At 70.0% G+C, this 21,945-nt stretch carries 16 protein-coding genes and 1 tRNA gene; 10 read left to right on the forward strand and 7 right to left on the reverse strand.

Going from position 1 to position 21,945, the window contains the following annotated elements:
• Nucleotides 1-86 precede the first annotated feature (86 nt).
• Together acs and IEW34_RS03105 are read right to left on the reverse strand one after the other, a co-directional pair.
• Nucleotides 87-2,039 carry an acetate--CoA ligase gene (acs, locus tag IEW34_RS03100; protein ID WP_188607636.1) on the reverse strand — a complete coding sequence of 651 codons (1,953 nt, stop codon included), beginning with the start codon at nucleotides 2,037-2,039 and terminating at the stop codon, nucleotides 87-89.
• 245 nt (nucleotides 2,040-2,284) lie between these two features.
• A complete protein-coding gene (locus tag IEW34_RS03105; protein WP_188607637.1) occupies nucleotides 2,285-2,704 on the reverse strand; it encodes an EVE domain-containing protein in 420 nt (139 codons plus the stop codon).
• A 72-nt stretch (nucleotides 2,705-2,776) separates the two neighbouring features.
• Between IEW34_RS03105 and IEW34_RS31035 the strand changes: the two genes are divergently transcribed.
• Nucleotides 2,777-3,469, forward strand: coding sequence for a type II toxin-antitoxin system HigB family toxin (locus tag IEW34_RS31035; protein WP_308424356.1), 693 nt, complete (start codon nucleotides 2,777-2,779; stop codon nucleotides 3,467-3,469).
• Between the two features lie 46 nt (nucleotides 3,470-3,515).
• Here IEW34_RS31035 and IEW34_RS03120 read toward each other — a convergent pair whose 3' ends face one another.
• Nucleotides 3,516-4,508 carry an NAD(P)H-dependent glycerol-3-phosphate dehydrogenase gene (locus IEW34_RS03120; protein WP_188607638.1) on the reverse strand — a complete coding sequence of 331 codons (993 nt, stop codon included), beginning with the start codon at nucleotides 4,506-4,508 and terminating at the stop codon, nucleotides 3,516-3,518.
• The gene (gene tsaD / locus IEW34_RS03125; protein WP_188607963.1) at nucleotides 4,505-5,563 is read right to left on the reverse strand and encodes a tRNA (adenosine(37)-N6)-threonylcarbamoyltransferase complex transferase subunit TsaD; all 1,059 of its coding nucleotides are present in this window, start codon (nucleotides 5,561-5,563) and stop codon (nucleotides 4,505-4,507) included. Before tsaD ends, IEW34_RS03120 begins: the two co-directional genes overlap by 4 nt.
• Before the next feature lie 255 nt (nucleotides 5,564-5,818).
• On the opposite strand from tsaD, the gene hemC reads away from it, so the two are divergent.
• The 7 genes from hemC to IEW34_RS03160 all read left to right on the forward strand — a co-directional run bounded on the left by hemC (nucleotide 5,819) and on the right by IEW34_RS03160 (nucleotide 14,572).
• Entirely contained in the window at nucleotides 5,819-6,754 is a 936-nt protein-coding gene (gene hemC, locus IEW34_RS03130; protein ID WP_188607639.1) for a hydroxymethylbilane synthase, read from the forward strand.
• Between the two features lie 36 nt (nucleotides 6,755-6,790).
• Nucleotides 6,791-7,486 (forward strand): uroporphyrinogen-III synthase, encoded by a 696-nt coding sequence (locus IEW34_RS03135; RefSeq protein WP_188607640.1) that lies wholly within the window; start codon nucleotides 6,791-6,793, stop codon nucleotides 7,484-7,486.
• A gap of 495 nt (nucleotides 7,487-7,981) precedes the next feature.
• On the forward strand, nucleotides 7,982-9,616 hold the full coding sequence (locus IEW34_RS03140; RefSeq protein WP_188607641.1) for a hypothetical protein: 1,635 nt from the start codon (nucleotides 7,982-7,984) through the stop codon (nucleotides 9,614-9,616).
• Nucleotides 9,613-11,310, forward strand: a complete 1,698-nt coding sequence (locus tag IEW34_RS03145; protein WP_188607642.1) for a heme biosynthesis protein HemY — start codon at nucleotides 9,613-9,615, stop codon at nucleotides 11,308-11,310. Before IEW34_RS03140 ends, IEW34_RS03145 begins: the two co-directional genes overlap by 4 nt.
• 210 nt (nucleotides 11,311-11,520) lie before the next feature.
• Nucleotides 11,521-11,596, forward strand: a tRNA-Thr gene (locus tag IEW34_RS03150).
• A gap of 170 nt (nucleotides 11,597-11,766) precedes the next feature.
• Entirely contained in the window at nucleotides 11,767-12,900 is a 1,134-nt protein-coding gene (locus tag IEW34_RS03155) for a DKNYY domain-containing protein (protein ID WP_188607643.1), read from the forward strand.
• Nucleotides 12,901-13,345: 445 nt separating this feature from the next.
• Entirely contained in the window at nucleotides 13,346-14,572 is a 1,227-nt protein-coding gene (locus tag IEW34_RS03160) for an ABC transporter substrate-binding protein (protein ID WP_188607644.1), read from the forward strand.
• A gap of 114 nt (nucleotides 14,573-14,686) precedes the next feature.
• On the opposite strand, the gene IEW34_RS03165 is transcribed toward IEW34_RS03160, so the two are convergent.
• From IEW34_RS03165 to IEW34_RS03175, 3 genes are all read right to left on the reverse strand, one after another.
• Nucleotides 14,687-16,099 (reverse strand): CoA transferase, encoded by a 1,413-nt coding sequence (locus IEW34_RS03165; protein WP_188607645.1) that lies wholly within the window; start codon nucleotides 16,097-16,099, stop codon nucleotides 14,687-14,689.
• 362 nt (nucleotides 16,100-16,461) lie between these two features.
• Nucleotides 16,462-18,213 (reverse strand): cache domain-containing protein, encoded by a 1,752-nt coding sequence (locus IEW34_RS03170; protein ID WP_188607646.1) that lies wholly within the window; start codon nucleotides 18,211-18,213, stop codon nucleotides 16,462-16,464.
• Between the two features lie 33 nt (nucleotides 18,214-18,246).
• Complete coding sequence (locus IEW34_RS03175) at nucleotides 18,247-19,227, reverse strand: ABC transporter substrate-binding protein (RefSeq protein ID WP_188607647.1); 981 nt, start codon at nucleotides 19,225-19,227, stop codon at nucleotides 18,247-18,249.
• A gap of 184 nt (nucleotides 19,228-19,411) precedes the next feature.
• On the opposite strand from IEW34_RS03175, the gene IEW34_RS03180 reads away from it, so the two are divergent.
• Both IEW34_RS03180 and IEW34_RS03185 read left to right on the forward strand, forming a co-directional pair.
• Nucleotides 19,412-20,305, forward strand: coding sequence for a LysR substrate-binding domain-containing protein (locus IEW34_RS03180; protein WP_188607648.1), 894 nt, complete (start codon nucleotides 19,412-19,414; stop codon nucleotides 20,303-20,305).
• Between the two features lie 216 nt (nucleotides 20,306-20,521).
• Nucleotides 20,522-21,934 carry an amidase gene (locus IEW34_RS03185; protein ID WP_188607649.1) on the forward strand — a complete coding sequence of 471 codons (1,413 nt, stop codon included), beginning with the start codon at nucleotides 20,522-20,524 and terminating at the stop codon, nucleotides 21,932-21,934.
• Nucleotides 21,935-21,945: the final 11 nt, after the last annotated feature.

The raw sequence follows: 21,945 nt of genomic DNA on the forward strand, positions 1-21,945 counted from the left end.
GATCGACCTCGCCTCCGTTAGCGCGAGCGCGACCGTTAGCCGACCGCCGCGGCTCTGTCACGCGTTCAGCGTGACAGAGCCGCGGACTACCCCTTCTGCTTGTTCTGGCGGTTGTCGATGAGGTCGCTGACCACGCCGGGATCGGCCAGGGTCGAGGTGTCGCCGAGATTGCCGAACTCGTCCTCGGCGATCTTGCGCAGGATGCGGCGCATGATCTTGCCGGAGCGCGTCTTGGGCAGGCTCGGCGCGAACTGGATCAGGTCGGGCTGGGCGATCGGGCCGATCTCGCGGCGCACCCAGGCGGCGAGCTCCTTGCGCAGCTCCTCCGACGGCTGCTCGTCGGCCATCAGCGTGACATAGGCGTAGATGCCCTGGCCTTTGATGTCGTGCGGATAACCGACCACGGCGGCTTCCGAGACCTTGGCGTGAGCCACCAGCGCCGATTCGACCTCTGCCGTGCCCATGCGGTGGCCCGAGACGTTGATGACGTCGTCGACGCGCCCGGTGATCCAGTAATAGCCGTCCGCGTCCCGGCGGCAGCCGTCGCCGGTGAAGTACTTGTTCGGATAGGCGGAAAAATAGGTGTCCATGAAGCGCTGGTGGTCGCCGTAGACGGTGCGCATCTGGCCGGGCCAGCTGTCGGCGAGCACCAGGTTGCCCTCGGCGGCGCCATCGAGCACCTTGCCCTCCGCGTCGACCACCTCGGGCTTGATGCCGAAGAAGGGCAGCGTCGCCGAGCCGGGCTTCTGTGGGATGGCGCCGGGCAGCGGCGTGATCAGGATGCCGCCGGTCTCGGTCTGCCACCAGGTGTCGACGATCGGGCAGCGGGCGTCGCCGACGACCCGGTGGTACCACTCCCAGGCCTCCGGATTGATCGGCTCGCCGACCGAGCCCAGCAGCCGGAGCGAGGCGCGTGACGTCGCCTTCACCGGCCCTTCACCCGCCTGCATCAGCGCGCGGATCGCCGTCGGCGCCGTGTAGAAGGTGTTGACCTTGTGCTTGTCGATCACCTCCCAGAAGCGGGAGTTGGTGGGATAGTTCGGCACCCCTTCGAACATCAGCGTGGTGGCGCCGTTGGCCAGCGGCCCGTAGAGGATGTAGCTGTGGCCGGTGACCCAGCCGACGTCGGCGGTGCACCAGTAGATGTCGCCGTCGTGGTAGTCGAAGACGTACTGGTGCGTCATCGCCGTGTAGACGAGGTAGCCGCCGGTGGTGTGCAGCACGCCCTTGGGCTTGCCGGTCGAGCCCGAAGTATAGAGGATGAACAACGGATCCTCCGCGTTCATCTCCTCGCACGGGCATTCGGCCGTCACCATCTCGCGGGCGTCGTGGTAGTAGACGTCGCGCACCGGATCCATGGCGACCTCGGCGCCGGTGCGGCGCACCACCACCACGTGCTCGACGCCACCGCCGCCCAGCCGCTCGATCGCCGCGTCCACGTTGGCCTTGAGCGGCACCTTGCGGCCGCCGCGCAGACCCTCGTCGGCGGTGATGATCATCTTGGAGCCGCAGTCCTCGATACGGCCGGCCAGCGAATCGGGCGAGAAGCCGCCGAACACCACCGAGTGGACGGCGCCGAGCCGCGCGCAGGCCAGCATGGCGTAGGCGGCCTCGGGAATCATCGGCATGTAGATGGTGACGCGGTCGCCTTTCTCGACGCCGCGATTGCGCAGCACGTTGGCAAGCCGGCAAACCTCGTCGTGCAGCTCCTGATACGTGATGTGCTTGGCTTCGGAGGGATCGTCACCCTCCCAGATGATGGCGACCTGACCGGCGCGCGTGTCCAGGTGGCGGTCGATGCAGTTGTAGGCGACGTTGGTGGTGCCGTCCTCGTACCAGCGGATCGACACCGCGCCGGGGGCGAACGAGGTGTTCTTGACCTTGGCGTAGGGCGTGAACCAGTGGATGCGCCGGCCGTGCTCGGCCCAGAAGGCCGCCGGGTCGGCCACGGACGCCTGGTAGAGCCGCTTGTAGCCGGCGGCGTCGACAAAGGCCCGCGAGGCCCACTCGCTCGGCACCTCGTAGACTTTCCCATCCATGTCCTCGTCCTCCCACACACGCGCCGGCGAGCGGCCCACGCCGGCGCCGCCGCATGGCCGGCGCCGATGTCGCCGGCAACTTATCGAGCCGGGGCCGGCAGAGGCAAGGCGGCGGCGCCTAAACTTTGGCAGCGCGACTTAAGTCGGCGGCGCCGGGGCCGCAATCAGGGAGGGCGGGAAGGTCGAACGTGACGCAGGCGCTTCGCGGACGGCGGCCCTGACGTCCGAGGCGGCATTGCCCAGAGTTACCCCTTGAGCCCGCCCATCTCGCGGATCACCGCCCATTCCCCGTCGCTGACCGGCTGCACCGACAGCCGCGAGTTGTTGCCCAGCACCATGTCCTTGAGCCGGGGCTCGGCCTTGACCGCGACGAGGGTGACAGGCTTGGGCAGCGGCTCGACCGCCTTGATGTCGACCATGCCGAAGGCGCCCGAGGCATCGCTCGGGTCGGGGTAATAGGGCTTGATCACCTCGACGATGCCGACGACCTCCTTGCCCTCGCCCGAGTGGTAGAAGAAGCCGCGGTCGCCCACCTGCATCGCCTTCATGTTGGCCTTGGCCTGGTGGTTGCGCACGCCGTTCCAGAACGTGCCCTTGTCGCCCTCCGCCACCTGCTGCTCCCACGACCAGGTCGACGGCTCCGATTTGAACAGCCAGTGCGCCATGTCCTCCCCTCCTCAGGGCCGCGACGACGGATACGTTTGTTCCCAAATATGGAACGTGATATACGATAGTCGATGCGGATTGTCGCTGCCAAGAACCTGATCGAGTTCGTCCCGCAGCATCCGGAAACAGCGCCGTCACTGGCGCACTGGCGTGCGGTGACCAAGGCAGCCAAGTGGCAAACGTGTAGCGACATTCAGTCAGTATTCCCAAAGGCAAAGACGTTGAATGCCGAGCGGGTTCGCTTTGAGATAGCGGGCGGGAACTATCGACTCGTCGTTGCTTTCAATTTCGAGCATCAAATTGCGTTCATTAAATTTATTGGCAGCCACGCCGAGTATGATCGGATCGATTGCCTTCACCGTGTCGTGGTTCTAGAGGATTGGCAGATGGATATTCGCCCGATTCGCAGCGTTGAGGACCATGCCGAGGCACTTCGGATGATCGAGCGGCTGTGGAATGCCCCGAAAGGCTCGCCCCAGGGCGACACGCTGGATATCCTTGCGACGCTCGTCGACGCATATGAGGCCGAGCACCACCATTTCGATCGCCTCGATCCCATTGCGACGATCAAGGCTCATATGGAGATGGCTGGACACACCCAGGCCGATTTCGCCGAGCTCATTGGCTCTCGCTCGCGCGCATCCGAGATTCTCGCTCGCAAGCGGCTGCTGAACCTGCGCCAGGTCCACAAGCTCGTCGAAGCCTGGAAGATCCCGGCAGATCTCCTGATCCAGCCCTATGAACTGGACAGATCGGTCGCGTAAAAGTCCGGCGCCCCCTTGCCCGTCGTCCACAACCGGGCGCGGATCCTTAAGCCTCCGCCTTGAGCGGGCGCATCATCAGCATGTCGACCGCCTCGTTGACGGTGATGGCGCCGTCGAGGATCGCCGCCACCGCCTGGGCGATCGGCATGTCGACGCCGGCGCGGGCGGCCTTGTCGACCAGCACCGGGGCGGTGAACGCGCCCTCCACCAGCTTGCCTGCGGCGGCAGTGGCCGGCACCTCGCCACGCCCGAGGGCCTCGCCGAAGGCGAAGTTGCGCGACTGAGCCGAGCCGCAGGTGAGCACCAGGTCGCCGAGGCCCGACAGGCCCATCAGCGTCTCCGCCCGGGCCCCGTGGGCGCGGGCGAAGCGCGCCAGTTCGGCGAAGCCGCGCGCCACCAGCGCGGCCCGGGCGCTCTCGCCGAGGCCGCGGCCGGCCACGATACCGCAGGCGATGGCGAGCACGTTCTTGGCCGCGCCGCCGATCTCGACGCCGCGCACGTCGGTACCGTGGTAGACGCGCAGGGCCGGGCCGGAGAGCCTGGCCGCCAGCTTCCGGGCAAGACCTGCTTTGGCGGATGCCAGCACCACTGCCGTCGGCAGGTCGCGGGCGACGTCGGCGGCAAAGCTCGGCCCCGAGAGCACGGCGGGCACCGCGCGGGGGCACAGCTCGGCGACGATGTCGCAGGGAAAGGCGCCGCTGCCGCGCTCGATGCCCTTGGCGCAGACGATGATGGGCAGATCCGGCGCAGCCAGCACGGAGCCGAGCCCGGCGAGCGCGCCGCGCACGGCCTGCGCCGGCACGACCAGCAGCACCGCGGAGGCCGCCCCCACGGCCGCCGCATCGGCGGTCGGCTCGATCTCCGGGGCGAGTTCCACGCCCGGCAGGGCGCGCTCGTTCGTCCTGGTCGCTGCCAGCACCGCCATGGCGTCAGGATTGCGCCCCCACAGCAGCACGCGGCCGCCGCCGGCGCGGGCCGCGGCATTGGCCAGCGCCGTGCCCCAGGCGCCGGCGCCGACGACGGCGAGGGGCCCGCTCATGCCTTGGCGCCGGCTACCGTATCGCGGCTCTGGTCGAGCGGCCAGCGCGGCCGGGCTGCCACGGTGAGGTCGTCGACGAGCCCCAGGCGCAGCCGCTCCAGGCCGGCCCAGGCAATGATGGCGCCGTTGTCGGTGCACAGCGGCAGCGGCGGCGCCACCAGGCGCAGACCCGATTCGGCGGCGAGCCGCGTCAGCCCGCGGCGGATCGCCTGGTTGGCGGCCACCCCGCCCGCCACCACCAGCGCGGTCGGATAGCCCGCCTTCTCGTGGAAGCTGCGCAGCGCCGTGCGCGTGCGGTCGACCACCACGTCGACGACGGCTGCCTGGAACGAGGCGCAGAGGTCGGCGACGTCGCGCGGGCGCAGCGGCACGATGCGCTCGGCCTCCAGCCGCACCGCCGTCTTGAGGCCGGAGAGGGAGAAATCGGCGACCGGCCGGCCGAGCATCGGCCGTGGCAAGGCAAAGCGCAGGGCATCGCCGCCCGCCGCTTCGGCCTCCACCTTGGGACCGCCGGGGTAGCCCAGGCCCAGCATCTTGGCGACCTTGTCGAAGGCCTCGCCGATGGCATCGTCCACTGTGGTGCCGAGGCGCACGTAGTCGCCGACACCGCGCACGGCAATCAGCTGGGTGTGACCGCCGGAGGCGAGCAGCAGCAGGTAAGGGAAGTTGACCTGCTCGATCAGCCGCGGCGTCAGCGCATGGCCTTCCAGGTGGTTGACGGCGATCAGCGACTTGCCGGCGACCAGCGCCAGGGCCTTGGCGGTGGTGAGGCCGATCATGACGCCGCCGATGAGGCCGGGCCCGGCCGCCGCGGCGACGCCGTCCATGTCGGCGAGCTTGAGACCGGCCTGCTCCAGCGCCCGCGCCACCAGCCGGTCGACCACCTCCACGTGGGCACGGGCGGCGATCTCCGGCACGACGCCGCCATAGGCCGCGTGCGCAGCGATCTGGCTGAGGACCTCGTTGGAGCGGATGAAGGGCCGGCCGGTCTCGTCGGTCTCCACCACCGCCGCCGCCGTCTCGTCGCAGGTCGTCTCGATGCCGAGAACGCGCATCATGGTCCCAAAAGCCGTTGCATCATGACGCAGGGTGAGCATACCGCACGCGCCGAAGCAACGGGCGAGCGGCATAGCGGCCGCGCAAGCATCGGCCGGTCGGCCGCCTCGCGGCCGCTCGTGGCGCGATGCCGCCGATGAAACACGGTGGATCCTGCCGAGCCGGTCCCGCGTCCCCATCTGATGGAGATGGCCGTGCGGTTCCCATCCGCCGCCGGACGGATTAGACGCAGGCATGCCCTTCGGATCACGCCCATGACCATCCCTCGCCTCGTCGTCGGCACGCGCGGCAGCCCGCTCGCCCTCGCCCAGGCCGACCTGCTGCGCCGCCACCTGGCCGCCGCGCTCGCGATCGAACCCGCGACGGTGCGCCTGGAGATCATCAAGACCACCGGCGACATGATCCAGGACCGCGCGCTCGCCCAGGCCGGCGGCAAGGGGCTGTTCACCAAGGAGCTCGATGCGGCGCTCATCGCCGGCCACATCGATCTCGCGGTGCATTCGGCCAAGGACCTGCCGACCCGCCTGCCGGACGAGCTCGTCATCGCCGGCTACCTCGAACGCGAAGACGTGCGCGATGTCCTGATCAGCCGCGGCGTCACGCGCCTGGAGGACCTGCCGGCGGGCGCCGTGGTCGGCAGCGCTTCGCTGCGCCGGTCGGCGCAGGTCAGGCGGCTGCGTCCCGACCTCGCCATCGGCCTGCTGCGCGGCAACGTCGAGACCCGCCTCGCCCGCGTCAAGGACGGCAAGGTCGACGCCACCCTGCTGGCGCTGGCCGGCCTCAAGCGCCTCGGCCTCGCGGACCTGGCGAGCGCCGTGCTCGACACCGATATCATGCTGCCCGCGGTCGGCCAGGGCGCCATCGCCGTGACGGCGCGGCGAGGCGACGCCGCCGTCGGCGCCGCGGTGGCGGCCGTCGCCCATGCGCCGACCGGCGCGGCGCTCGCCGCCGAGCGCGCCTTTCTCGACGGGCTCGACGGATCGTGTCGCACGCCGATCGCGGGGCTGGCGACGGTCGGGCCGGCGGACCGACTGCGCTTGCGCGGCCTGCTGGTGGCCGCGGATGGCAGCGCCGCGCTCGAAGTGGCGCGCGAGGGCGCGGTTGCCGACGCCGCGCGCCTTGGCGAAGATGCGGCGGCCGAGATCAGGGCCCGGGCCGGCGCGTTGTCCCGGTGGATGACCCCGGAGTGAGAACCGGGCCGATGACATGAGAATGGGAGCGGTACGATGCGTGTTCTCGTCACCCGGCCGCAGCCGTTCGCCGACCGCACCGCGCGCCTGCTCGCCGCGCGAGGCCACCAGCCGCTCGTCGCCCCGCTGCTGCGCATCGCCCCGAGCGGCGAGCCCATGCCGCGGGGCGAATGGGATGCCATCGTGCTGACCAGCGCCAGCGCGCTCATCGCTTTCCCCGAACCGCCGACGCTGGTGCCCGTGTTCGCTGTCGGCGACCGCACGGCCGAGGCGGCGGAGGAGGCCGGCTTCCAGGACGTGCGTTCGGCCTCCGGCGACCGCGAGGCGCTGGCCCTGCTCGCCCGCGAGACGCTGCCGCCGCACCAGCGGCTGCTCGTCGCCGCCGGCCGCGACCGCAAGGAGGATCTCGACAGGCTGCTGCACGAGGCGGGCCACGAGGCGCACGTCTGGACGGCCTACGTGGCCGAGGCCGAGACGCAGTTGCCCGCGGCGGCGCGGCAGGCCATTGCCGATCGCAGCGCCGGCCACGTGCTGCACTACTCCCGGCGCAGCGCCTCCATCTGCGTCGCGCTGGCGCGCGAGGAGGGCCTGGATCAGGTTCTGTCCAGCTTGAATCACGTGTGCATTTCGGAGGATGCGGCGGAGCCGGTGCGAGCTTGCGGCGCCGCCTCCATCCTGGTGGCCGGCCACCCCAGCGAGGATGCCATGCTCGCCCTGTTGCCCCGGGCGTGAGGCCGGGAGCTCCACGGCAGCGCCTGGGGCCGCCCTTCACCGGGGCCCATTCTGGTATCGTGATGTCCGCCTACACGGAGGTGCGTCGGACGCGAGCACGACTGGGGATGTGTCCCGGCCGGGCCAAAGTCCTTCTTCACGGTTGACGGCGTACACAGCCCTCGAGCGGGTGATCGTTCGTTGAACCATCATCCCTCTCCAAGTCTTTGCTTTAAGCATGGCCTCGTCCAGGGACCGGTGTCCGCTCTTGGGAAGGTGCTTTTGGGAAGGTGCTTTTGGGATAAGGCTCTTGGGATGACGACCTTGAGATCATGCTCCAGGCACCTGCGGATCGGGCCGACCCCTCTCGATCGGCGCGATGCGCTCAGCCGCGGGTCCCACGAAAGTGGGACCTCCACGTGCGACGGGACTGCGCTCAGGATGGTCCGCTGCGGAGCGCCGCCCGATCATTCCGTTGCGTTCATTGGCGCGCAGGCGCTCAGCGAGGACTGGTGAATGGCCGACACGACCAAAGGCGGCGGGCAACCGCCGCGCCCCGGAAAGCCTTATCGCGAGCCGCCGACGATCGACCTGACGCCCAGCGAGGTCGTCGAGGAAACGGCGCCGGTGGCAACCCATGGCGTTCCCGCGACGGGCGGCGCGGCCCAGGGCACCTCGGGCCAGGTCAAAGACCAGCCCAGGGGCGCCGCGGGCGAGGCCAAACCGACTGACGGCGGGAAGGCGTCCGCGCCGACCAAGCCCACCGTGACCGAGGCACGACCGGCCGCAAGCGGCGTCGACCCGAAAGCCGCGACGCCCGCCGGGGGCGCCAAATCACCGCAGGCCAGGGCTGAGCAGGCCAGGGCTGAGCAGGCCAAGCCGGAGCAGGCCAAAGCCGATGAGGGCAAACCGGTGCAGGCAAAGCCCGAGCCGCCGAGGACGACCGTACCGCCCGCTGGCGCGGCGGGCGCACCGCCGCGCGCAACCGACGCCCCCCCGCCGCCCGCGCGCCCGAGCCACCTCGGCGTCATCGGGCTGGCGCTCGCGGCCATCGCCGGCGGGCTGGCCGGCGTCGCCGGAGCGCTGGCGGTGGTGTTCGCGCTGTCGCCGCCGGGGGATGGCGAGGCGCGCCTGGCGGCGCTGAACGAGACGGTGAGCCAGCGGCTGGCGGGAACGGCGGCCAAGAGCGACGTCGACCAGCTGCGCCAGCAGCTCGGCGGCCTCGGCGGCCGGATGGCGGACCTCGACGGCACCGTCTCGGGGCTGGGCAATGACGTCAAGACCGCGCAGGAGCGCGTGCAGGCCCTCGGCCAAGTCCAGACCCCGGCGCCCGCCGCGGACGGCGCGGCGGCAGCGCCTGCCGGGCCCGCGGCCGCCCCGGTGCCGGGCGTCGATCCCCAGGCCGTCGAGCAGCTGCGCGAGCGCCTCGATGCCCTCGACCGGCGCATCGCCACCATGCCGGAACTCGGCCAGCAGCTCCAGCAACTGCGATCGGCCGTCTCGACCCTCGACGCGGGAGCCGGCAAGACCGCGAGCGAGGCGCTGGCACGGGTCGACGCCCTCGGCCGCCGCATCAGCTCGGTCGAAGGTCGGCCCAACGATCCGCGGGTGCCGGCGCTGGCGCGCGCCACGGTGGCCCGCGACCTGATCGGCGCCATCGAACAGGGGCGCCCCTATGGCGCAGAGCTCGCGGCCCTCGGCCAGGCCGGCCCGGCAGACCCGGCGGTGAACATGGCGGCCCTCGAGGCCTCGGCGGCGACGGGCGTCGCCACCACGGACGCGCTGCGGCGCAGCTTCGCCGGCCTCTCCGACAAGCTCTCCGCCGCGGCCGTCCGGGACAATGGCTTCATGGAGCGGCTGGCCGCCAGCGCCGCGCGCATCGTCCGCATCCAGCCGGTCGACAGCCAGGGCCACCCCGTCGACGCCCCGGCCGGCTCCGTGGCGCGGGTGGAAACGGCGCTGGCGCAAGGCGATCTGGCGGCGGCCCTGGCCGCCTGGCAGGCGCTGCCCGAGGGGGCCCGCCAGCTCTCGTCCGCCTTCGGCACCCGGCTCGCCGCCCGAGTCGGCGCCGAGCGGGCTGCCCGGGCTGTGCTCGCCGCCTCGATCGCCTCCCTCGGCGGCAAGCCCGCAACGGAGGGCCGCTCGCAATGATCCGCGTCCTCGCCTTCCTCGCCGCCCTTGCCGTCCTCGCCGCCGGCGCGGCCTGGCTCGTCGACCGGCCGGGCGACGTCGCCGTCGTCTGGCAAGGCTACCGCATCGAGACCTCCGTCGCCGTCGCCTTCGTCGCCGTGCTGGCGATCGCGGTGGTGCTGATGCTGCTGTGGACGCTGGCACGCTTCATCTTCCGGGTGCCGGACGTCATGACGCTCGCCTCGCGCAACCGGCGGCGCAGCAAGGGCTTCTCCGCCCTGTCGCGCGGCATGGTGGCGGTCGGCGCCGGTGACCCGGCCTCGGCCCGGCGCTATGCGGCAGACGCCGAGCGACTGCTCGGCCGCGAGCCGCTGACGCTGCTGCTCAAAGCCCAGGCGGCCCAGATCGACGGTGACCGCGCCGGCGCCGAGGCCGCCTTCAACACCATGCTCGAATCGCCCGAGACGCGGGTGCTGGGCCTGCGCGGCCTCTATGTGGAGGCCAAGCGCAAGGGCGACGACACGGCCGCGCGGGGCCACGCCGCCAAGGCCGCCCAGCTCGCCCCCACCGTCGGCTGGGCCAACGAGGCGGTGCTCGAGTATCTCTGCGCCGAGCACAACTGGCAGGGCGCGCTCGGTGCCCTGGAGCGGCGGGCCTCGCTCCGGCACGTCGACAAGGACGAGGCGCGGCGCCAGCGGGCCGTGCTGCTCACCGCCGATGCCCTCGACCGCGCGGACAAGGACACCGACGGGGCGCTTGATGCGGCCCAGCAGGCGGTGAAGCTGGCCCCGGACCTGGTGCCCGCCGCGGCGCTGGCCGGCCGCCTGCTGGCGCGCCAGGGGGCCCTGCGCAAGGCCGCCAGGCTGCTGGAGGCGAGCTGGAAGGCGACGCCGCACCCGGACCTCGCCGTGGCCTATGTCGACCTGCGCGCCGGCGATTCGGCCCTCGATCGGCTGGAGCGGGCGCAGACCCTGCTGCGACTCGTCCCGGGCCAGATGGAGGGACGCATCGCCGTCGCCCGTGCGGCGCTGGACGCGCGCGAGTTCGGCACGGCGCGGCGGGTGCTGAGCCCCCTGCTCTACGACCGGCCGACCGTGCGCGTGTGCCTGCTGATGGCCGAGCTCGAGGAGGCCGAGCACGCCGCCGAAGGCGCCGTGCGCGAGTGGCTGGCGCGCGCCTCGCGCGCACCGCGCGACCCGGCCTGGATCGCCGACGGCGTCATCTCCGACCATTGGTCGCCGGTGTCGCCGGTCACCGGCCGGCTCGATGCCTACGTGTGGACGACGCCGACCGAGCTGATCGCCCACACGGTCGATGCCGATCACCCCGATGACGTGCTCGCGGACGGCAACGAGGCGCCGGCGTGGCGGCCGCTGCCGGCGCCGGCACCCCAGCCCGAGCCGAAGCCGGCTGCATCGACGATCGAGGCGGCGGCGACGACCGCGCCTCCAACCGAAGCCGCGCCGGCAGACCCGGCCCCCTCGGCGCCGGCAGCAGCCGGCAACGGCGTGGACCGGCCGGCGGCCGAGCCCATCGCGGCCCCGGCACCGAGCGGCGCCACGACGGCGGCCCCCGCCACGGCGGCCGGCGCAGGCCGCGCGGCCGTGGGCCCCCAGCCCGGCACCATCACGCCGGTGATCTTCCCGGTGCCGCACCCGCCCGACGACCCGGGCCCGGAGGCGGACAATCCGCCCCGGCCGCGCATGCACGGCTGAGGGATCCTTGCGGCGCCCGCGCCCGCGCCGGCCCGACCGGGCCGGCTGAGCGCGCTCCAGATCGTCCGCGCAGCCGGCGCTCGATCTCCGGCAAGCGCAGGCGCAGGGCAGGCGGCCGCCGCCTTGCCGCTTGACCCCACCCGCCATCCCGTCAAAAATCGTCGGCCAACCTTGCCAAAGCCGCGCGTTTGGGGCAAAGAGGCGCCGCCTGCCGCGGTAGCTCAGCTGGTAGAGCGGCGCATTCGTAATGCGTAGGTCGGGGGTTCGAATCCCTTCCGCGGCACCACCTCCCAAAGTCCCTTTCCCGGAGCCCGTTCATTCGGGACCCGTGCCTCGCCGAGGCGGAGGGGCGCGCCCGGTGCGCGTCATCGCGGCGGCGACCCGCAGGACCGCCGCGTGCGTCCGCAGCCCGGGGTGTCTATTGATCCGCCATGGGCGCTCAGGGCGCGACCCCCGATGACCGAGCGATCTGATCATCCGACGGGTGACGGCACCGTGCCGATCATCCCCTACGATACCTTCGAGGCCGCGAACCTGTTCCTGGCCACCGGCCGCCCATCCCGCGAGGTCCTGCCCCTGATCGGCGTGAGCCCCGCCGAATGGGCGCGGCTGCGCGAAGCCTACCGCTGGTTTCCCTCTCATTTCGGTGACAGCCAGAGACGCGCCTATTTCGGGCGGCTGGACGACAGCGCCATCCTCCGCCTCGTCCTGGGGCCGCGCTGGAGCCTGAAGGGAAGCGACGCGCCGGACCTGCGCGCGACCTGGCATATTCGCGAAGCCGTGCGGCGCACCCCCCACATCGGCCCCTTCGCCGGTTGCGGCTGGCCGATCACCTGGATCGCCGCCCACGCCGAGGCCACGCTCTGCTGCTATACGCATGACGGACAGACGGTCTATTTCGACGGCAAGCCGCTCTCCGGCCGCAAGGGCGAGCGGCTCGAGGTGGATGCCGAGAGCTTCGCGCCCGTCGGCGGGCGCTGGCTGCGCGACAAGCATCGCATCTATGGGCAGGGCGAGGCCGGAGCGAAGCCGACGTTCTACTGGTACCCGGTCGACGGCGCCGATCCGGCGACGTTCGAGGCCCTGAACCTGCGTTACGCACGCGACCAGGCGCGCGCCTATTACATCACCGGCAAGACGATCCGCACCAAGAGCGCGGACGCGTTCGAGGTGGTGCCGGAGCTGAGGCTGAACTATCGGGACGGCACCTGCGATCTCCTCGGCGACATCAGCATCCTCGCGCGCGACCGCGAGGCGGTCTACTTCTACGGAACCCGCCTGAAGGGAGCCCGGCCGGACAGCTTCCGCGATCTCGGTCACGGTTATGCCACCGACGGCGCAGCGGTCTGGTTCCTGGAGCAGAAGCGGCTGATCGAAGGCGCCGATGCGGCCACCTTCACGGTGCCGGGTCCGGGCGAGCCGCATGTGTACGGTCGCTCCGGAGGTCACGGGGCCGCCGACCGGCACCGGCCCTACGTCGGCGCCAAGCCCTGCATTCCGTCGGATTGGGTCGACGACTGGCGCCCGTTCTTCGCGGCACGACCGGATCTCAGCGGCTGGTGGTGGCATCAGCTTTCGAAGGCGCATTAAGATCGGGTCCGAACGGTCGAAGATCGTTCCCGCCAAACTGGTCGCTTTGCGGAGGTTCCTGTCTTCAACGCGAAGGGAGCGCCGTCGAGCGAACTATCTCGCGTATGCCGGTTTTGGGTCAGCGGACGCCGTCTTCCGCCTCGTGGAGGCGACCCGATGATCTGACAGAGCGGGGCTGCTGGATTTCCGCCATCCTGGATCAAGTCGCACAGGTCAGGGCGACAGCGGGGGCGCTCGCCCCCGGACGCGCCGAGTCGCCCCGGTCCCAACGGCTCCGGCAACAGCGTTCGCCGAAGCGATTAGTCGCGAGTGACGGTCGTGACCGAAGCGGTTGAAGCTCTAGTTTGGTCAAGTTTATATTTGACCTCGGCCGGATCGGTCTAAGCGGGCTCGACTATCGACATGATAATCGCAATAAGGAGGAACGCTTACGATGAATAGATGTATGAGGGGCTGGCATTCCGTTGGCAGCGCTTGGGTGGCGGGCGGCTTGGCCCTGGCGGCCGCGTCTCCGGCACTGGCGGAGAAGCAGAACGGTCCCGGGGCGACGGATACAGAGGTGAAGGTCGGAAACTTCGTGCCGTATTCGGGCCCGGTCTCGGCCTACGGCACGGTGGGCAAGGTCGAGGCCGCCTATGTGCGAATGCTGAACGAGCAGGGCGGGATCAACGGGCGCAAGATCAATTTCATCTCGTACGACGACGCTTACAGCCCGCCAAAGGCTGTTGAGCAGACGCGCAAGCTGGTCGAGAGCGACGAGGTGCTGTTCCTGTTCCAGACGCTCGGGACCGCGTCGAATTCGGCGATCATGAAGTATGTGAATGCCAAAAAGGTCCCGCATCTTTTTCTATCGACGGGCGGCACGAAGTTCGGCAACGACCCGAAACAGTTCCCCTGGACCATACCCTTCAATGTCTCTTATGAAACCGAGGGCCGTGCCTACGCAAATCTGATCAAGACGAAGTATCCCGATGCTCGGATTGCGGTACTTGTTCAGAACGACGATTACGGCAAGGACATCTACAAGGGCGTGAGGGACGGTCTTGGCGACAAGGTGTCGATGATCGTCGCCGAAGCGCCGTACGATCTGTCCGAGGCGACGGTCGATTCCCAGATGGTCAAGCTGAAGGCCTCGGGCGCGGACCTGTTCATGAACCTGGCCACCCCGAAGTTTGCCGCGCAGGCAACGCGCAAGCTCGGCGAGCTCAACTGGAAACCCGTTCATATCCTCAACAATGTGGCGGCCCAAGTCGGGGCCGTGCTCATTCCGGCGGGACTGGCCAACGCCCAGGGAGCAATGACGGCCACCTATATCAAGGACCCGACCGACCCGGCCTGGGCGGACGACCCCGGCGTACAGAAGTGGAAGGCCTTCATGGACAAGTATTATCCGGAGGGTGATCGGAACAACTCGCTCAACGCCTATGGCTACGCTGCGGGCGAAACGCTGGAGTACCTTTTACGGCGGGCGGGCGATAACCTGACGCGGGAAAACGTCATGAAGGTCGCCAACAGCATCGACGGCTTCGCGCCGACGATGCTCATGCCGGGTATCAAGATGAAGACCAGCGCCACCGACCACTTCCCGATCGAGGAGCTGCAACTGATGGTGTTCAAGGGCGACCGTTGGATCATGGAAGGCGGGCTCATCTCGGGCGAAGTCAGAGACTGAGCCACCCGAGACAAGGGCTTCGCTGGCACCCATGTGCTGCCGAACCTGCCTCGCGCCGTCCTGCCGGCGCGAGGTTCCTGGCCGGTGGATCCGCCGGTCGCCCAGCCGCAGGGCTCAGGTCCAGGCAAGGGGATGGGCGCCGACAGGCGCTACGGGGAGCTCCCAATATGCTCTCGTGTCCGAATAGGCCGTAACGGGTCCGACGTGTTGCATCCGGCCGAACGGCGTAGCCGTCGAGATCAAGTCAGGCGGCGCGGCGCGCTCGGGCGCTTGCCGCACCTGTCCGCCGGGCAGGAGGCCGAGGTCCTGCATCCACATGGAGCTGCGCGCCAGCGATACGCGCACACTATAGGAACCGCCTTCGCGGGCCCGGCGGATCAGCGCCGCGAGGGCCCCCAGGGCGCCCAGATATCCGGCCAGATAGTCGTTGATGAGATAGGTGGGCACCAGGCGAGGCGTGGCGAAACCGCCTTCGGTCGCAGCCACTCCGCTCACGCATTGAGACAGCTGGTCGAAGCCTCCGCGTGCAGCCCACGGGCCCTCCGCTCCATAGCAGTTGAGATAGACATGGATCAGGCCGGGCCGCCGGGCGGCCAGATCCTCTGCGCTGTAGCCGCGCCGCGCGAGCGAACCGGCCCGATAGGAGTCGACCACCACGTCGGTGCGCTCCAGCAGCTCGCCGAATTTCGCCTCGTCCTCGCCGTTGCCCAGATCGAAAAAGGCCGAGCGCTTGCCGACGTTGCCGTCGAGGTAGATGCCCAGAAGGTCCGGCAGCATCGACGATTGCAGATGCAGCACCTCGGCTCCTTGCTCGCTCATCGTGCGGCTGACCAGCGGACCGGCCAGCACGTAGGCCATGTCGAGGACGCGGATCCCGCTCAGCGGCCTCTGCCCCGCATCGAAGGGGACCGGGGCGGTGTCATTGAGCTTTCGAATCTCGACGACCGGTTTGGCTTGGAGCCATCCACCCTGGGGATGAGCCCTCCACTCCTCAGCCGACCGGACCACCGCGGCGGGACACTTGAGCTCGTTTGCAGCGTCTTCGAGTTCAAGCGAATTCCACTTGAGCAAGGCATCGCGGATGGACTCGGGCTCGTTCCAGCAGCGCAGCAGCGAGAGCAGCTTGTCGCGATGATGGGGATAGGCGCCCACCAGGAAGATCCAACGGCCGTCGCCCGTCTGCCCGAAATGGCCACCGATCGGGCCGAGATGCATGCGATAGTCGACCGCGTGATCGTTCATCGTGATCAGGTAGAGCGACGTGAGGCTTTGCAGGGCCTTGGCGAGATCGACCGCGATCGTTTGCGTCCTCTTGGTCCGCATGCGCCAGATTTCGCATATCCCCACAGCTTGCGCCGCGAGAACGATGGCGGTCGCGGCACCCAGCCTGTGCGGGCTTCGGACCAGTGGATCCGCGTGCGCAAAGCTCAGCTGGCAGGCGGCGCCGGCGCGGCCCAGTCCAACGCTTTGAAGCAATTGATCCAAATGATCGGTGATCGAGAACTCCGAGACCGCATCGGTGAACACTTTGAATGCTCCACAACCTTCAGGTGAGCGCACGCCCGCTTCGATGTGCCGACCGCGGCCTCGAGGTGACGCCCCTCGGGGACGACCGAAGCTAACAAGCGCCCTGACTGACCCGCAAGATGGACACGGGCGGGCGCAAAGCCGGCTCTGTGCTTGTACGCGCCGTCGCCGGAATGTCTTGGTCGGTGCACGTCCGCGGCCCCCTCCACCATGGCGCGCAGGGTCCCGCTGCGCGGCGCCTGATCCTCACCCGCGCGACGGGGAGGGGACCGGGGAAGGCGGTGGAGGGGGGGCGGGAGCGAGGCTCTGCACGCATGAGCCTCATCATCGACCTCGACATCGAGCCCGTCACTGGCGCCCGGCTACCCCGTGTCCTCCAGGCGACCGGGACCCGCTATGACCGCGAACACCGGCACCGGCTCGTCGAACCCCTTCAATGCACGGGCATCCAGCTGCACCAATGGCACACGCCCGCCGACCTCGCAGGCGGCGACGCGATCGACCAGGATCTCGGTATCATCAGCGCTCGAACACAGGCGCGAGGCAAGGTTCACGACGGTGCCGATCGCGGTGTAGTCGAGGCGCCCTTCCGAGCCGATCTGCCCGACGGTGGCAGGCCCCATGGCCAGCCCGACGCCGAAGCCCAGCCGGTGGTCCAGCGCGCGCCAACCGTCCAGAAGCGCCTGAACGCCCGCCTGCATGTCCCGCGCCATCTCGACGGCGCGCAATGCCGGCTCGGGACAAGGCACCGGGGCGTTGACCAGCACCATGGCGCCATCGCCGGAAAAGCCCAGCAGCGTTCCCCCGTGAGCGGCCACCACCCTCTCCAGGGCGTCATAATATTCGCGCAGCACGCTTAGGACGGTCTCGGCCTCGGCACGCGCCGAAAAGGCGGTGAAGCCCCTGAGGTCGCAGAACACCGCGACCACCTCCACGCGCCGGCCATCGAGAACACTGTCATCACCGGTGCGGTCGACCAGTTCCGCCACTTGGGGCGCCAGGAAGCGCTTGAGTCGATTGATGCGCTCCGAACGCTCCTGCGACAGCGAGAGCTCGCCGGCCATCTCGTTGAAGCGGGTTGCGAGCCGCTCGAACTCGTCGCTCGTGGCCAGGTCGATGCGGTGGTCGAACTGGCCCGCGCCGATGCGGGCGACCCCGTCCTCCAGCAGCCGGATGGGCGCGATCATGCGCTGGGTCAGCCCGTAGGCGAGCGCGGCGGCAAGCGCGGCGCCGGCGACCAGCAGCGCCCCGGTGCGCCACAGCGCGGCATAGATCGGCTCGAACGCCTCGGCGAGGGGCTGCTTGACGATGACGCTCCAGTCGACGCCGGGGATCGGCGCCATCGCGGCCAGCACCATTTTGCCGGTGGTGTCCTGAGCGGCGGCCGCCTGCCCGGGCCGGGCCAGGATGGCCTCCCGCACTGTCCCGAGCGGCCGCTGCTCGGCTTCGTTCGCCCGCAGCACCAGGCTGATGTCGGGATGGGCGACGAGGCGACCCGGCCGGTCGAGCACGAACGCCTCGCCGCTGCGCCCGACTCGGATCGCCGAAATCACCTCCCAGATGAACTTGAGGTTGATCTCTGCGACCGCCGACCCCAGCGCCGAGCGGTTGCCGGCGACGGCCATGGTCATGAAGGGCTCCGAGCCGCCCTGAAAGGTGATGGGGCCGTACCAGACACGCCCGGAGCGGGCGCCCAGCACGGGGGCGGTCGCCGAGCGGTCATCAAGGCTGGCGAGCCGGTTCAGGCCGATGCGCGACACGAACAAGCGCTCCCGCCCCGCCGCATCGACGAGGCTGAGGCTGACGACGGCGGGAACCTGGCGGAGCAGGCGCAGGGCGTCGACCCGGTGTCTGTCGGCGCTTTCCTCCGTCCATGGCAGTTGCAGCGTCCACCCGAGCTGATCGCGAATACTGTCGAGGAAGTCCTGAATCTTGACCGACGCCAGCCGTGCTTCGGCGTTCAGGAGGTCGTTGAGCCGGGCGCGCTGGTCGTAATAGCCGAACCAGGCATCGCCGCCGCCGGCGATCAAGAGAGGCACGACGACGGCCGCGAACAGAGCGCTGAAGTATTTCTTGAAGAGCGAGTTGCGCGGGGCGACGACCGGATCGACCACCGCGTCAGCTCGCGCGACGGCAGGCCGGGCTGGTCATTCGACCACCTCGTCGGCGCTGCTCAGCAGCGAGGGCGGAAACGTGATGCCGAGGGTGTGGGCGGCCCTCAGATTGATGAACAGCTCGACCTTGGTGACCCGTTGCACCGGCAGCTCCGAGGGCCGTTCTCCCTTGAGGATGCGGCCGGCGTACAGCCCGCTGTGCCGGTGCGATTGACTGAAGTCACCGCCGTAGCTCATCAGGCCGCCGGCGAGCGGGAAATCGCGCGACTGGGTGATCGCAGGGACGCCGTGACGGACCGCCAGCGCGGCCAGCTCCCTGCTCCGGTAGGCGAAGTAGGGGTCGGAGCTGAAAACGAGCCCGCCCGCCCCCATCTCACGCGCCGTGCTGAACAGGCGGCCGAACTCCTGCTCGTGACTGGCCTCCAGGACGGTGATGTCCAACCCCAGGCTGCCCGCCGCCGCATGCAGGTTCTTCAACTGCGAGTTGGCGGTCGGGCTCGTCGGGTTGACGGCAACGGCGAACGCCTTGGTGTGCGGGCGGACCTCACGCATGAACTCCAGGCGCTTGCGCGACACCTCCACGCTCAGGCTCGACACGCCTGTGAGATTGTTTCCGGGCCGAGACAGGCTGTCGACCACGCCGAGCGCCACCGGGTCGCCTCCCATCTCGAAGACGATCGGAATCGTCGTCGTCGCCCATTTCGCGGCGAGGGCGACCTCGGCGCCCCCCGGGGCCACGACCACGGCCACCTTGCGGGCGGCGAGGTCGCGTGCCAGGCTCGGCAGCCGCTCGTAATTGCCCTCGGCCCATCGGAACTCGATCATGACGTCGCGTCCCTCGACGTAGCCGGCCTGCGCCAGGCCCTCCCGGAAGGCCTTGAGGCGACTGTCGTAGCGATCCGGCGATTCGGAGCCGAGATAGCCGATGACGGGCATACCCTGCCCCCGCGCGCGTGGCGGAACCAGCCATGCCGCCGCGCCGGCGAAGAGCCCAAGAACTTCGCGCCGCCTCATCCGATCAGCGCGGGCGGCAAACGCAGAGGGCATGAAACGCAAGGTCGTCTCTCCTTCCGACCAGCATCGCCCGCCAAGTGAACCACAGCATAGCCCCCTGGCTCGCGTTACGAAACCACGCGTGCGCCTGCCGCAACGTCTTTCGCCGGCTCGCCGTACCGCCTATGCTGCGCTGGTGAGACCCTTGCCGCCATTCCGCTCCATCGAGGCGTTCGTGGCCGCGGCGCGGGCCGGCAGCCTCACCGCCGCAGCGGCCGAGCTCGGCCTGTCGGTGCCGGCGCTGAGCCGACGGATCCAGGCGCTGGAGCAGGACCTCGGCCAGCCCCTGCTGCGGCGACTGCCGCGCGGGGTGACGCCGACGCCGCGCGGGGCGACGTACCTGACGGACGCGGGGGAGGCCATCGACCGGTTGCGGGCCGCCACCCACGCCTTGCGCGAGGGGCCCGAGCGCCCGCGCGTGCGCGTCAGCCTCATCCCATCGCTGGCGACCAGCTGGCTGATGCCACGCCTTCGCCGATTCCACGCCTTGCACCCATCGATCGAGGTCGAGCTCGACCCGTCGCAGGATTATGCGGATCTCGACGGCGGGGCCTTCGACTTCGCCATTCGGCTCGGCGAACTGGCGCCGGCGGGCATCCCCTCCGAGCCGCTGCTCGACGTGCACGTCCATCCCGTCTGCGACCCCACGCTCGCCGCAAGCGGGGCGCTGCGTACGCCAGCGGACCTCGCGCATCAAGCCCTGCTCGGGCCGGGACATCGGCCGGAGTTCTGGCCGGAGTGGGCTCGCGCCCACGCGCTCGACCCGGCCGCCCTGGAACCGATCCGCCGGATCGATGGGCTCCTCCTCTATGAGGCGGCAGCCAGCGGCATGGGCGTCGCCATCGCCCTCGATGCGGTGGTCGCACCCTACCTTGCCAGCGGCCGGCTGGTGCGCCCCTTCGAGGCGCCGGTCCGCTCCTCGCGCAGCTTCCGGCTGCTGTCGCCCCGCCTCCGCCGATCAAGCCGGCCCGCGCGGATCTTCCGCACCTGGCTGCTGGCCGAGGCGGCACGCGCGACCGTGACGGCGCCGCCAGCCTAGACTAGAGCGTTTTCGAGCGAAGTGGACGCCGGTTCGCGTTAAGAAAACGCTACAAATCAAACAGATAGAGTATTTCGGCGATTCGAAGAAACGCGGAAATACTCTAGCACCGATCCGCCTTGCAGTTTCTGCAAGGATGCGCGCCGCGAACTCAATGGTGGCCGCGCACCGCGACCCCTAAGACCGTCCGCATCGCCCACGCAGGACGAGGCGGATATGGACCGGGACGACATCTGCTTTTTGGACGCGAGCGGGCTCGCGGCTCTGATCCGCGACAGGCACCTGTCGCCGCGCGAGGTGGTGGCAGCGCATCTCGCCCGCATCGAGGCGATCAATCCGCGCATCAATGCCATGGTGACGGTGACCGCCGAGGCGGCGCTCGCCGCCGCCACTGCGGCGGAAGCCGCCCTGATGGCGGGCGCCGCCCTCGGCCCTCTGCACGGCGTGCCGTTCACCATCAAGGATTCGCTCGATACGGCCGGCGTGGCGACGCAGCGCGGCTCACGCCTGTTCGCCGGCCGCGTGCCGGCGACGGACGCGACGAGCGTGGCGCGCTTCAAGGCGGCCGGCGGCATTGCTCTCGCCAAGACCAATCTGCCGGAGTTCTCGACCTGGTGGGAGACGGACAACGCGCTCACCGGGCGGACCTTGAACCCCTGGAACCCGGAGCGCACGCCGGGCGGCTCGAGCGGCGGCGAATCGGCCGCCATCGCCGCGGGGCTGTCGCCCATCGGGCTTGGCAGCGATGTCGCCATCTCGGTGCGCGGCCCCGCGCACTGCACCGGCATCGCCGCGCTCAAGGCCACGCATGGGCGCATCCCCTACACAGGCCATTTTCCCGAGGTGTTCGGGCGCATCTGGCACGTGGGCCCGATGGCGCGCAGCGTGCGCGACATCGCCCTGGGGCTGGCCCTCCTCGCCGGCCCCGACGATCGGGACGGCTACGCCGTCTTTCACGGCGACAGCCGGGCCGAAGCAGCCGCGGCCGGCAGCCGTCCGGCGCGCATCGGCATGATAATCGAGCCGGGCTTCGGGCCGATCGACCCGGATGTGATGACCGCGGTGAGACATGCCGCGCAGGCGCTGCGCGACGAAGGCTGCGCCGTCGAGGAGGTGCGCCTGCCGCTGCTGGAGCGGCACAGCTTCTATGAGGTGATGGCCCCTCTGATCGCGGGCCGGCTGCTGCCCTATTTCCGCGAGCTTGCGGCCGGACGGGAGGCCGAGCTCGGCCCGGTGATGGCGGCTTCGATCGAACGGCCGCTGCCGGCGCTGGCGGACTACGTGGCCGCCGAGGCCCTGGTGGAGGAGCTCAAGGGCGCCTTCGCTAGCTTCTTCCAGGGCTTCGACGCGCTGCTGTGCCCGGTGATGCCGATCCCTGCGCCGCCCCACGGCCGCGCCGCGCACGTCATCGACGGCGTCACGGTGCCCGCCCACCACGTCATGCGCGCCACCGCGCCGTTCAACCTCACCGGCCTGCCGGCACTGGCGGTGCCCTTCCGCTTCAGCGCCGATGGGCTGCCGATCGGTGTGCAACTGGTGGGCCGCTGGTTCGACGAGGCCACCATCCTGCGGCTCGGCGCCTTGGTGGAGGCGGCGAGCGAGGTTCGCGGGCGACGCCCACCCCTGTAGCGACTGGTCCT

The sequence above is a fragment of the Chelatococcus reniformis genome (assembly GCF_014640075.1).
In the GTDB taxonomy this organism is placed as follows: domain Bacteria; phylum Pseudomonadota; class Alphaproteobacteria; order Rhizobiales; family Beijerinckiaceae; genus Camelimonas; species Camelimonas reniformis.

Excerpts from the sequence above, each read along its gene's own strand:
- IEW34_RS03185 (WP_188607649.1), top strand. The coding sequence starts at position 20,522 with ATGGACCGGGACGACATCTGCTTTTTGGACGCGAGCGGGCTCGCGGCT.
- IEW34_RS03155 (WP_188607643.1), top strand. The coding sequence starts at position 11,767 with ATGACCGAGCGATCTGATCATCCGACGGGTGACGGCACCGTGCCGATC.
- IEW34_RS03140 (WP_188607641.1), top strand. The coding sequence starts at position 7,982 with ATGGCCGACACGACCAAAGGCGGCGGGCAACCGCCGCGCCCCGGAAAG.
- hemC (WP_188607639.1), top strand. The coding sequence starts at position 5,819 with ATGACCATCCCTCGCCTCGTCGTCGGCACGCGCGGCAGCCCGCTCGCC.
- acs (WP_188607636.1), bottom strand. The coding sequence starts at position 2,039 with ATGGATGGGAAAGTCTACGAGGTGCCGAGCGAGTGGGCCTCGCGGGCC.
- tsaD (WP_188607963.1), bottom strand. The coding sequence starts at position 5,563 with ATGCGCGTTCTCGGCATCGAGACGACCTGCGACGAGACGGCGGCGGCG.
- IEW34_RS31035 (WP_308424356.1), top strand. The coding sequence starts at position 2,777 with ATGCGGATTGTCGCTGCCAAGAACCTGATCGAGTTCGTCCCGCAGCAT.
- IEW34_RS03120 (WP_188607638.1), bottom strand. The coding sequence starts at position 4,508 with ATGAGCGGGCCCCTCGCCGTCGTCGGCGCCGGCGCCTGGGGCACGGCG.
- IEW34_RS03145 (WP_188607642.1), top strand. The coding sequence starts at position 9,613 with ATGATCCGCGTCCTCGCCTTCCTCGCCGCCCTTGCCGTCCTCGCCGCC.
- IEW34_RS03175 (WP_188607647.1), bottom strand. The coding sequence starts at position 19,227 with ATGAGGCGGCGCGAAGTTCTTGGGCTCTTCGCCGGCGCGGCGGCATGG.
- IEW34_RS03105 (WP_188607637.1), bottom strand. The coding sequence starts at position 2,704 with ATGGCGCACTGGCTGTTCAAATCGGAGCCGTCGACCTGGTCGTGGGAG.
- IEW34_RS03160 (WP_188607644.1), top strand. The coding sequence starts at position 13,346 with ATGAGGGGCTGGCATTCCGTTGGCAGCGCTTGGGTGGCGGGCGGCTTG.
- IEW34_RS03135 (WP_188607640.1), top strand. The coding sequence starts at position 6,791 with ATGCGTGTTCTCGTCACCCGGCCGCAGCCGTTCGCCGACCGCACCGCG.